This window comes from Mucilaginibacter sp. P4_C11, from assembly GCF_056402115.1.
On the sequence record NZ_JBFUIA010000005.1, the window covers coordinates 97,263 to 108,833 of the forward strand.

At 43.4% G+C, this 11,571-nt stretch carries 10 protein-coding genes and 1 tRNA gene; 5 read left to right on the forward strand and 6 right to left on the reverse strand.

Annotation, left to right across the window (positions count from 1 at the left end; translation table 11 throughout):
- Positions 1 to 252: 252 nt before the first annotated feature.
- The 3 genes from AC1DU2_RS06265 to AC1DU2_RS06275 form a co-directional block, all read right to left on the reverse strand.
- Positions 253 to 326 (reverse strand) — tRNA-Arg (locus AC1DU2_RS06265).
- A 555-nt stretch (positions 327 to 881) separates the two neighbouring features.
- A complete protein-coding gene (locus tag AC1DU2_RS06270; protein ID WP_477367054.1) occupies positions 882 to 1,619 on the reverse strand; it encodes a DUF4184 family protein in 738 nt (245 codons plus the stop codon).
- Positions 1,620 to 1,628: 9 nt separating this feature from the next.
- On the reverse strand, positions 1,629 to 1,880 hold the full coding sequence (locus AC1DU2_RS06275; protein ID WP_477367051.1) for a hypothetical protein: 252 nt from the start codon (positions 1,878 to 1,880) through the stop codon (positions 1,629 to 1,631).
- A gap of 45 nt (positions 1,881 to 1,925) precedes the next feature.
- On the opposite strand from AC1DU2_RS06275, the gene AC1DU2_RS06280 reads away from it, so the two are divergent.
- Positions 1,926 to 2,861: a Nif3-like dinuclear metal center hexameric protein gene (locus AC1DU2_RS06280; protein ID WP_477383388.1), complete on the forward strand. Its 936-nt coding sequence runs from the start codon at positions 1,926 to 1,928 to the stop codon at positions 2,859 to 2,861.
- Between the two features lie 322 nt (positions 2,862 to 3,183).
- Positions 3,184 to 4,044 (forward strand): N-acetylglucosamine kinase, encoded by an 861-nt coding sequence (locus tag AC1DU2_RS06285; protein WP_477367045.1) that lies wholly within the window; start codon positions 3,184 to 3,186, stop codon positions 4,042 to 4,044.
- Between the two features lie 193 nt (positions 4,045 to 4,237).
- Here AC1DU2_RS06285 and AC1DU2_RS06290 read toward each other — a convergent pair whose 3' ends face one another.
- Entirely contained in the window at positions 4,238 to 4,930 is a 693-nt protein-coding gene (locus AC1DU2_RS06290; protein WP_369829634.1) for an NUDIX hydrolase, read from the reverse strand.
- A gap of 128 nt (positions 4,931 to 5,058) precedes the next feature.
- Here AC1DU2_RS06290 and pfkA point away from each other — a divergent pair, with 128 nt between their 5' ends.
- From pfkA to gap, 3 genes are read left to right on the forward strand one after another with little or no spacing between them, the layout of a single operon-like run.
- Positions 5,059 to 6,045 (forward strand): 6-phosphofructokinase, encoded by a 987-nt coding sequence (gene pfkA, locus AC1DU2_RS06295; RefSeq protein ID WP_477383390.1) that lies wholly within the window; start codon positions 5,059 to 5,061, stop codon positions 6,043 to 6,045.
- Between the two features lie 3 nt (positions 6,046 to 6,048).
- Entirely contained in the window at positions 6,049 to 6,897 is an 849-nt protein-coding gene (locus tag AC1DU2_RS06300) for a hypothetical protein (RefSeq protein ID WP_477383392.1), read from the forward strand.
- Positions 6,898 to 6,903: 6 nt separating this feature from the next.
- Entirely contained in the window at positions 6,904 to 7,899 is a 996-nt protein-coding gene (gene gap, locus AC1DU2_RS06305) for a type I glyceraldehyde-3-phosphate dehydrogenase (protein WP_477367039.1), read from the forward strand.
- Between the two features lie 553 nt (positions 7,900 to 8,452).
- Here gap and AC1DU2_RS06310 read toward each other — a convergent pair.
- Together AC1DU2_RS06310 and AC1DU2_RS06315 are read right to left on the reverse strand one after the other, a co-directional pair.
- Positions 8,453 to 9,265: a hypothetical protein gene (locus tag AC1DU2_RS06310; protein WP_477383394.1), complete on the reverse strand. Its 813-nt coding sequence runs from the start codon at positions 9,263 to 9,265 to the stop codon at positions 8,453 to 8,455.
- A 961-nt stretch (positions 9,266 to 10,226) separates the two neighbouring features.
- Positions 10,227 to 11,189 (reverse strand): DUF6371 domain-containing protein, encoded by a 963-nt coding sequence (locus tag AC1DU2_RS06315; protein WP_477383396.1) that lies wholly within the window; start codon positions 11,187 to 11,189, stop codon positions 10,227 to 10,229.
- Positions 11,190 to 11,571 lie beyond the last annotated feature (382 nt).

The following is an 11,571-nucleotide window of genomic DNA, read 5'->3' on the forward strand; positions in this document are numbered from 1 at the left end:
GAAATAAAAATTGCCGCTGCTACAAATAAACAAAAACAAGCGTTAATTAATGTCCCAATGCCTTCAGCCTTATAGGTTTTGTCGGTTGAAGTTATACTTTCAATTCCGTCATAGACCTCATACAGGAAGTACAAAAACATATAGATACTTGCAGCGAGGGAGATTTTTCGGTACTTAACAAAAAACGAGGGCATAGGATTCGGTTTTGGTCTATATAAAAAAAGCAAGCCAATTCGGCCTGCTTTTATACTGTGATCCCATTTGGATTCGAACCAAAGACCTACAGATTAGAAATCTGTTGCTCTATCCAGCTGAGCTATAGGACCATCGGTAAAATCAACGACTTTGTGGCAAGGTATCATGCCATCGTGTTTTTCGCGGTGCAAATATGCAAAATTATGCTGAATTATCAACCACAAATTTGTGATTTGATTAACGAACTGTTCTTTTTACGATCCTTTTGTATAGGTATTCGGTAAATCGTGCGTTTACAYCATCGGGAAATTTCCAGTTGGGATAGTATTGCTTTTTAATGTATTTTAAACTGCCAAAGAATAGAATTCCTACTATCAACAATAAACAAAGCGAGAGCAATATTGCTCCAAAGGTAATAACAAAGTCCATCTTAATTAGTATTTTATTGTTATTACGCAAATAGATTGTAAAGGTTATAATTTTTTTTTGCCTGTGGTTATTAATTATTTAACAGCCAAAATAAAAGCCCCTCGCACTCGCTGCTTGGGGCTTTAAACCTAAACCTTATCACAATTAATAAGTGTAGAAACACTTACCTTATGAGGTGGCAAATATAGGGCACATAAGTTTATTTTGCAACACCGGATTGAAATTAGGACACCGCGATTATAAAATTAACAGAAATGTTACCTTCCGTTAACTTTGTTATTTTTAATTAAATTAAGCGAAGCAACGATTAACCCGATTAACCCTCCCGCAATAGCAGTTACCAATAAATTCCCAATTTGATGTAATTTAAGGCCCGTTGATAATCTTGCGACGGTTATTAATGCCATAGTTAGCACTACTATTGCCCAATATTTAGCGATTGGATGTGTTCTGACAACTCGCTTTTTAGGCATCGGCATAATAACTGCAGCGATGGCGGCAAACCCAATGAGTGTACTGCTGTGCTGTAGTATTTTATAAATAAACACCCGATGCGTCCCAAGACTTATCGTTGTTGCAAGTGCCGGAAAATATTGCACAAAATATCCATGAGGATGAGTAAAGCCATCCCAAAAAAGATGCGAGGCCGACCCAATAAAAACCGAACACACCACGACGGCGACAGATAATAACGAAATATTTAAAGGCAGGTGTTGATACTTCGCAAAGCGGCTGTTAAGGAACCGGGGCAAGTTATCAATAAACTCATCCCTTACCAGCAACAGGTAAACGTAACTAAGCACCATACCCAAGGGCACATCAAACCAAAACAAACCGGGTAAAGTATGACTGTAATTACTTTTTACCTGCATCCTGATAAAATATTCAAAATCGGGCGTCATGCTACCGGCTATTAAACCGGTTAAGGAGTAGCAGCGTTTAGGCAGATGTTTTAAGGTTAAAATTATGGCTGGGTGGGCGAAGGTAAAGGGCATGGGGTTTAATTATGCCTTAATTTGTTTTTCAATATCGAGTGCATATTCCCTGCAGGTATTAAGTCCGCGTTCAAAATCAGCATCTGTCGTTCCTACCTGTCTTCCTGATCCATCTGTGGCTACAAATCTAAAAACGCTATTAGACACCTCATCATAAGTTAATATCCAACCAGGCAGTATTTCGATTGCATTCCTGTTCATTGGTGTTTCTTTCACGAAGATAACATGAATCTTTAAATGTAAATCAAATACGCTACTCATTTCAACCCCTATTATCTATATTTGATCAATCCCAGCAATACCATCATGAATACAACAAAAGAATTTTTCCCTTTAAATGAGGACCATAGCCGCCGTAAATTTATTTTCAACGTTGGCAAAGTTGCAGTAGCTTCGGCATTGCTAAGCACACCATTTGTTGGCAGTGCTGCCGGTTTTTTTGATATTAAAGAGGATGTTACCGTTGGGCAGATCATCGATAAATTTATCAGCCAGATTCCCGGGGCTCCGTTCCCCAAAACAGTTGATACTTTAAAATCGGGCAGTTTGGATATTAAAGTTACGGGCATTATTACTACCATGTTTGCCACCATTGATGTGATAAAACAAGCCATCGCGTTAAACGCCAATTTCATTATAGCCCACGAGCCTACTTTTTATAACCATGCCGATGAAACCGACTGGCTGGCTAATGACGATGTTTACCAATACAAGGCCAAACTGCTTAAAGACAACAACATTGCCGTGTGGCGCAACCACGATTACATCCACAGCCTTAAACCCGATGGTGTAGGCCTGGGCGTGTTAACCCAGCTAAACTGGGGTGCCTATTACCGGCCGGATTTAGGGAATGTACTGGTGCTGCCCCCCACCAACTTAGCTGCGCTAATTGATTATCTTAAAAACAAACTAACTATTAACAAAGTGCGCTACATTGGCAACCCCGCGCAAAGCTGCCAGAAGGTATTATTTATACCAGGCGCGGCAGGCGGCCGACGGCACATAACCGAAGCCGGCAAAGTAAAACCCGATGTATTAATAGTTGGCGAAATACAGGAATGGGAAACTGCCGAATATGTTCGTGACGCGCAGGCTAAAGGCGATAACCTGGCCCTGATAGTACTGGGCCATATAGCCAGCGAAGAACCGGGATCGGAGTTTATGGCGGGCTGGTTAAAGCAGCATTATCCGGCAATAAAAGCTGTCCATATCCCTTCAAAAAACTCACTATCTTTTATGTAGTACAAATTGCCTTAGTGTAATTATATGCAAGTATTTTTATTAGGGGTTGTTAAATAATTTAACATTACGTACAATTGCAAAAAAAACTAACCGTAATGGCCTAAACCTCAATTACATGTTAATTTTACATTTATTATAATACCGGGCGTAGTTAAAATGTGTTATTAATAATGATACTTTAGACCATTAACGTTAGATTTTGTGTAAAAAGAAAGTGTAATTGGCGTGAAAATGGCAATTTTTATGATTTAGGTTACAGAGTGTTTTTTTTACAATAAGTTAATCATACTTTTAACCCAATTTTTCTAATAAAACTTTATTTATGATCATAATTGCTGACGGTGGCTCAACTAAAACAAACTGGTGTCTGGTTACCGAAGAAGGTAAAAAAGTGTATTTCAACACTGAGGGATATAACCCCTATTTTTCAAGTACCGAGTACATCATCCAATCGTTAAACGAGAGTTTGCCTACCGACCTTGATAAAAACGAGATAACCGAAGTTAATTACTACGGTGCAGGTTGCTCAACAGATGATATGCGTAACCTTGTAAAGGTTGCTATGGAAGCGGTTTTCACCAAATCAAAGGTGAACATTGGTCATGATTTACTTGCGGCGGCACGTGCCCTGTTAGGCAATACCGAAGGTTTTGCGGCTATTTTGGGTACGGGTACCAATACCTGTATTTACGATGGTAAAGATGTGGTACAAAACATTGATTCGGGCGCTTATATCCTGGGCGATGAAGGCAGCGGATGCTACATTGGCAAAAAACTGTTAACCGATTATTTACGCGGTTACATGCCCGAGCCTGTGCGCAACCTGTTCTGGGAAACTTTTAAACTTACGCCCGATGATATTAACGAGCAGGTTTATACCCAGCCACGCGCCAATCGTTTTTGTGCAAGCTTCAGCAAGTTTGTTTATGACAACAATGTGCATATTGAATACTCACGCAATTTAGTACGTACCTCGTTCGAAGATTTTTTCCGTAACCTGGTTACCCACTACCCCGATTATCAAAAATACACCTTCAACTGCATAGGCTCTGTAGGCTACAACTTCCGTAACGTATTGGAAGAGGTTGTTACCGAAAACGGGATGGTTGTAGGCAACATCATCCGCTCGCCTATAGATAACCTGGTTAAATACCATTTGGAGTTATCGCCGAGCTCTTTGTAAGCAGAGTCAAGAATTAAGAGTCAAGAATCAAGACTGAAGAAAAAGGGTTGAAAATGAAAATTTTCAGCCCTTTTATATTTAATGAGTACTGCATTAACGCAAAAAAAGCGGAAACTAAGTTCCCGCTTTCTCATACTACGCTGCCAGGTGCAGCTATCTTAACTCTTGATTCTAATCTCTTGACTCTTCTTTCCTATCCGAGGCTCATTTCGCCCTGAAAAATCTTCCCGTACTTACGTTTATCAAACTTGTATAGTTTGGCGGCACGATACGATACTCCTTTTTGCTTCTCGTCCAGTTCTTTCAGGAAACCGTAGCTGAGCATTTTTTTGCGGAAGTTACGTTTATCCAGTTTTTTGTTGAGTACTGCTTCGTACAAAGATTGTAGCTGGGTAAGCGTAAATTTCTCGGGCAGTAGTTCAAACGCTATAGGCTGATAGTGCAGCCTGCGACGTATTTTGTTAAAGCCTGTATTAAAGATCTCGCTGTGGTCAAAGGCCAGCTTTGGTAAATCGTTTACCGGGTGCCAGATGGCTTTTTTGGCAAACTGGGTTACCGGGCGTAGCTCCTTTTGGCCATTAATGCGTATAAGCGCATAGTAGGCTACTGTAATTACACGTCCCTGGGGGTGCCTGTTCACCTCGCCAAAGGTATGAAATTGCTGCATGTGCAAATCGCGCAAGCCGGTAAGCTCATACAATATCCGCTCGGCGGCATCGTCTATGCTTTCGTCCTGCTCAACAATGTAGCCCGGGAGTGCAAACCAATCTTTATATGGTTCTTCGTTACGCTCAATCAGTAAAATCTTAAGTTCGCCGGCTTCAAAACCAAAAATCACGCAATCAATAGAGAATACGGAATCAAACTTAGGCAGCATTAGTTCCAAAATAGTTATCGGGATTTAGTTTACAGTTTAAATATATGACGTTAATTTCTAATCTAAAAAAAAACAAATAAATTTAATGGTGTAATTTACACACTGTATCTTCGTAGCACAAATTTAGTAGTGTAAAAATGCAGAAAATTTCAAAAATTGCTGTTTTAACTTCGGGTGGCGATGCACCGGGCATGAACCCCTGTATCCGCGCCGTTGTTCGTACAGCACTATATAATGGCCTTGAGGTTGTAGGTGTACGCCAGGGTTATAAAGGACTTATCGAAAACGACATGTACGATATGAACAAGCGGTCGGTAAGTAACATACTGAATTTAGGGGGCACCATTTTAAAAACCGCCCGCTGCCTGCCATTTAAAGAAGATGAAGGTATGGCCACTGCTTACAAGCATTTAAAAGAACACGGCATTGATGCCCTGGTAGTAATTGGCGGCGATGGCACCTTTACCGGCGCCCTGCGTTTTTCAAAAAAATACCCTGATATCGCCGTAATGGGTGTTCCCGGTACTATTGATAACGACCTGTGCGGCTCAACCTATACGCTGGGTTTTGATACCGCTACTAACACTGTTATTGAAGCTATCGACAAAATTCGCGATACGGCCGATGCGCATGACCGCCTTTTCTTCATCGAAGTAATGGGCCGCGATTCGGGCGCTATTGCCCTGCGTGCAGGCATTTCATGTGGCGCCGAGGCCATTTTGCTGCCCGAAAAACAAACGGCTATAGAGGATCTGATCGAGAACCTCAAAACTGGTCACATGAATAAAAAGTCATCAAGCATTGTAATTGTGGCCGAAGGCGATAAGAACGGCGGCGTGTATGATGTGGCAAAAGCGGTACAAAAAGAAGTTAAAAACTACGACATTAAAGTAACTATATTAGGCCACTTGCAAAGAGGGGGCAGCCCATCCAGTTTCGACAGGATTTTGGGTAGCCGTTTGGGCTTTGCAGCAGTTAACGCTTTGATAGCCGGCGAAACGCAAAAAATGGTAGGTTTGCAGGCCAATCACATTTTGCTAACCAGTTTAGAAGAAGCGCTTAACCACCATGAGTTTAAGCTGGAAGCAGACCTTTTACAAATGGTTGATATATTATCAATATAATTAATGATTGCAGTAGTTTATAGCGGTTCGTATTTTGCACATTGGCGCCTGGCCGATAAAGGAAGAACTATTGCTTCCTTTAAAACTAATGGCATCAACCCCTACTTTAACGACGAAAAGCATATCCTGCAGCTCCTCAATAAAAACATCAACCTAATTCACCACGCCGAAGAGATAAAACGCATTTACTTTTTTGGCGCCGGTGCATCGTCAGATGAACGTAAGACAGTTGTGTACAACGCCCTATCGGCCTTTTTTAAGTTCGGTAAGGTAACGGTTGATCATGATATCACCGCAGCGGCTATTGCCTGCTGTAAAAACTCGCCCGGTATTGTAAGCATTTGCGGCAGCGGCTCAAACGCGGCTTATTACGATGGTAAAAAAGTTGCCCCCAACAATTACGGCATGGGCTATATACTGGCCGACGAGGGTAGCAGCAACTGGCTGGGCAGGCAGCTTATTAAAGGTTTCATGAACGAAACCCTGCCGGCAGGCATCCGCAAAAAGTTTATACATAAATACGATGCCGACCGCAAAACGCTTTTAGAGAAGGTTTACCGCCAAAAACAACCGGCCTTATTCCTGAGTTCGTTTGCCGATTTTTACCTGGAAAACCGAACCGATCATCATCTTCAAAGCGTCATAAAAAAAGGATTTAGCAGCCTAATTTCTACATATTTAGTACCTTTACATCAGCAACATCCCGAGTCCTCCATTCATTTTGTGGGTACGGTTGCTGCCAATTTTCAGGAACTTTTGTATGAAAGCGCTGCCGAAGCCAATTTGCAGATAACCAACATTATAAAAGAACCCATAAATAATTTATTAACCTACTATTCAAATAAAAATTAAAAAATCATGAAAATAGGAATTAACGGTTTCGGCCGTATTGGCCGCCTGGCATTCAGGGCCGCAATTGAAAGATCCGACATTGAAGTTGTTGGTATTAATGACCTGGTTGAGCCAGATTACATGGCTTACATGTTAAAATACGATTCAACTCACGGACCATTCAAAGGCACTATTGCTGTTGAAGGCGGTCATTTGGTTGTAAACGGTAAAACCATCCGCGTTACTGCCGAAAAAGATCCTGCTAACCTTAAATGGGGCGAAATAGGCGCTGAAGTGATCATCGAATCAACAGGCTTGTTTTTAACACAGGAAACTGCTCAAAAACATATTGATGCAGGTGCTAAAAAAGTAGTAATGAGCGCACCCGCAAAAGACGATACCCCTACCTTTGTAATGGGTGTTAACCATAAACAACTGAAAGCCGATCAAAACATCGTTTCAAACGCTTCATGTACTACCAACTGTTTAGCACCTATTGCTAAAGTATTGGATGATAACTTTGGTATCGAAGAAGGCTTAATGACCACTGTACACGCTGTTACAGCTACTCAGAAAACAGTTGATGGCCCAAGTGCTAAAGACTGGAGAGGTGGCCGTGGTGCTTACCAAAACATCATCCCTTCATCAACCGGTGCTGCTAAAGCAGTTGGTTTGGTGTTACCTCAGTTAAAAGGTAAATTAACCGGTATGTCATTACGCGTACCAGTTGCCGACGTATCTGTTGTTGATTTAACCGTACGTTTGAAAAAAGGTGCTTCATACGAAGCCATCAAAGCAGCTATGAAAGCAGCATCTGAAGGCGAATTAAAAGGCATTTTAGGTTACACCGAAGATGAAGTAGTATCTGAAGACTTTAAAGGCGATGCACGTACATCAATTTTTGATGCAAAAGCAGGTATCGGCCTTAATGATAACTTTGTTAAAGTGGTATCATGGTACGATAACGAGTGGGGTTACTCAAACAAACTGATCGACCTTGTTCAGGAATTAGGTAAATTCTAATTTCCCTTTTCCCAACATTAATTTAAACTAACAAAAGCCCTGGCATTAGCCGGGGCTTTGTGGTTTAAAAACACATTATTGCGGGCGCAGCCGGTAACCGCGAACTGTGCAGAGCCAACTTGCATAGTCCTCGGTTACTTCGCCCCTACCCATGACGTGTTTTATTTTCGAGGTGCGCTGGCCTGTCACCCTGAGCCTGTCGAAGGGTCGCGTGGCGAGGCCTTTGTCCGCTATGGTTCGACGGGCTCACCATGACATGTTCTATTTTCGAGGTGTGTGGGCCTGTCACCCTGAGCCTGTCGAAGGGTCGCGTGGAGAGGCCTTTGTCCGCTATGCTTCGACGGGCTCACCATGACATGTTTTCTTTTCGAAGTGCGCTGGCCTGTCACCCTCAGCCTGTCGAAGGGTCGCCTGGAGAGGCCTTTGCCCGCTATGGTTCGACGGGCTCACCATGACATCCCTTTTTATGATGTCATTCCTCCTTCAGAATTTCGCGAAATTTTACCACTCAGCATGACAACGCCCTTTTCAACACACCATTTTTTAACCAATGCTACTGCCTTTTCATGCTTGGCGTAACGCCTATGGTGCCGTATACCTGGCTGCCGCCATAAATAGATGGCAGGCGGGCATCGCTAAACTGATAACTATCCAGGTACATGTTGTTGCCATCGGCGGTGAGCACCCCATAATATTGAAGAAGAAGGTCGTTCTGCGATACATTTACACCAGAGAAATTTACGCGCCCGCCATTCTGGCTATATTTAATATGGATTGCCTTAGTCGGATCGCCACCGTAGGTAAGCGTTTTGCCATTGTACTGGTAAGTAGTGGTACTATCGGCGCCAAAAGACATGCCCGCCACATCGGGGTAGTACCCGTTAGGCGTATTCCAGTTGCCTGCTATGCCGGGCGCCTTAGCCGGAAACAATTTTAAACTGCCCACAATTTCGTATAACGGAAACGCCCCGCCCGTCATCGTAGCCTTATCTGCCGAGATGAAATACGTTTGCGGACCGTTAAACTGCTGCTCTTTGGCAGGGAAATCATAAACAACCGTTACCTCGGTTTGCCCCTGCGCATTAACAGCCACATGGCTTACTTTACCCTTTACTGTTGAATACTGGCCGTTTAATACAATAAACGAAAAAACAGACATGCTGCTATCCCCGTTAAAACGGATGGATACCGGCCGCGGATAATAATGGTTACCAGCATTACCTATACCGGTATACTCGGCATACGCGAAACTAAAAGTGCCGGTAGTTGGCGGCGGCGGGCCATTGGTGGTTTTTTTACAGCCACACCAAAACACCAGGGCACAAGCCACAAGGCAAACAGATAAAAAATAACTTACGTTTTTCATGTTGATATTTATAAGGTAGATAGATAACACCCTGCACCAACGGGCATTAGGGAACCCCGGCAGGCTGAAATGAACTTTACAAATTAAAAGCCTACAGCAGCAAAAAGCTTTAGCTTACGTTGCAAATCCTTTCGACTTTGTTGCACAATGCCTGCGGCCCGGGCCGTACATTCACACTGCACAGGCCTTAGCTACATTGGCTAGTATCCATTTTCAATCCTTATTGCAGGGGTCCTTAAATAAAAGCCAGATGCTATAGTTAGGTTTGGGTTGCTCTAAAAAGCTAATATTACTGTAGTTATAAACTATAGGCATAGTCGTTCGTTCGGAGACATTCCAACGGTGTAAGAATACAGATAACGGGGGAATTAGGTAAATTCTAATTTCCCTTTCCCAACATTAATTTAAACTAACAAAGCCCTGGCATTAGCCGGGGCTTTGTGGTTCATAGTATAAGTAGTAAGTAGTAAGTAGTAAGTAGTAAGTAGTAAGTATCAAGTAGTAAGTATCAAGTAGTAAGATTTCTTTATTCCCCTCTCGAGAGGGGGCGCGATAGATTGAGCCGTGGCAGGGGTGTGTTTGCCAGCGTTTCATTGCGCGCGTATAACACACCCCTCCGCCCCTCTCAAGAGGGGATCCGCACATGCCCACGCTTTTTTTCTCTTATTAAACACAAAGGCCCGGCTAATGCCAATAAAAATCTTACTACTTACTACTTACTACTTGCTACTTACTACTTACTACTTACTACTAAAAATGGCAATGCCTGCGGCCCGGGCTGTACATTCATACTGCACAGGCCTTAGCCACATTGGCCGGTATCCATTTCCATCCCTATTGCTACGCTGCAAGGTGTCCGTCCGTCCGGTGGTGCCACCATCCCCCCAAAAAAAGCGGACGGCCTTCCCCACCATCCACCAATGAACTAATAAACCAGTGAACAAAAAAATGAACCAATAAACTAATGAACCACATCCCCAATATCCACCCCGTTCATCCTGTCGGCCACGGTGGCCATACGCTCCAGCACTTCCGATACCATGAACATGGTATCGGGCATAGCCCGGTTTAGTTCCTGCGCCTTTAGCCGCCATTTGTCGTAGGCATTTACATCGGGGAAAAGCATTACACTACGGCCTTTGAGCACGCCGCATTTGGCTGCGTTTAAGCCTTGCAGACTGCCGCAGGCCAGCCAAATAAACTGCGGTAAAATGGCGCTGGCTATAATGGCCGTTTTCTCGCTCTCAACTATGCCTACAGGTTTGCCCGGTTCGGCGGCAAGCAGGTGTTCGCCAAAAAGGCATTGTTTAAGTTCAAAATATTCGGGCTGGCCAAGGGCTTGCAGTTGTTTGGCAATTACCGTGTGCGCCCAGGTAATGTGGTTAAAGGGCTCTTTAACCCGTTTGCCCGTATCTGCATTGTACAGCATTATTTTGCCGGTGCGTACCCAGTTATCCTTATCGTACTGCCAAAATACCGTAGCACCCGGCCAGTGCCCATGTGTGCCAATGTGATAACGCTTTATCAGCTGCTGGGTGGTTTCCCTGCCAAGGCGAATTATAAGGTACTGCACAAAGTTGTTTTGCTTATAAGCGGTAAGGGTTAGGCGTACATAATCGGGGTTAATGAAGTAGTCGGCTTCAGTTGGCAGTTTCCGGTTAGCAGCTGGCAGTTGGCCTAAGCTTTTTTTTGAACTGCCTGCAAACTGCCCGCTGCCTGCTGCAAACTGATTCTCCGCAAACTGCCCACCCGGCTTAACGTGATACCCGCATTTATCAACCCGGCCGCAGCGGCCTATGTGCGGTGGCAGTTGCTGGCCTGTTTGGGTATCAATATAGCGCACAAAGCTTTTAGTGTGATGATTGCAGCCGGGGCAACGGTAGCGCGATTGCGTGCCCGCGTAAGGTTGTAATTTGTATTTCATTGGTTGGTTCATTGGTTCACTGGTTCATTAGTTCATTGGTGGAAGGGCGGGTAAATGGGGTTCATAGCCCCTTTGTCATTGCGAGTATCCACCAGCCTATGCTTGAAAAAACAGTAATGACATAATTATAAACGGGGATTTTGTAGAGACGCAACATTTTGCGTCTCCCGCATGCAAATCACAAATGCAAATTGAGCCTGTAAATTTTGAATGTCCTGGGGGGAGACGCAAAGTATTGCGTCTCCCACATGCAAATCACACATGCAAATTGAGCCTGTAAATTTTGAATGTCCTGGGGGGGAGACGCAAAGTATTGCGTCTCTACATTAAAAAAAACAACTCTGATAATCAACAACTTACAATTATGTCATTATAAGGTACG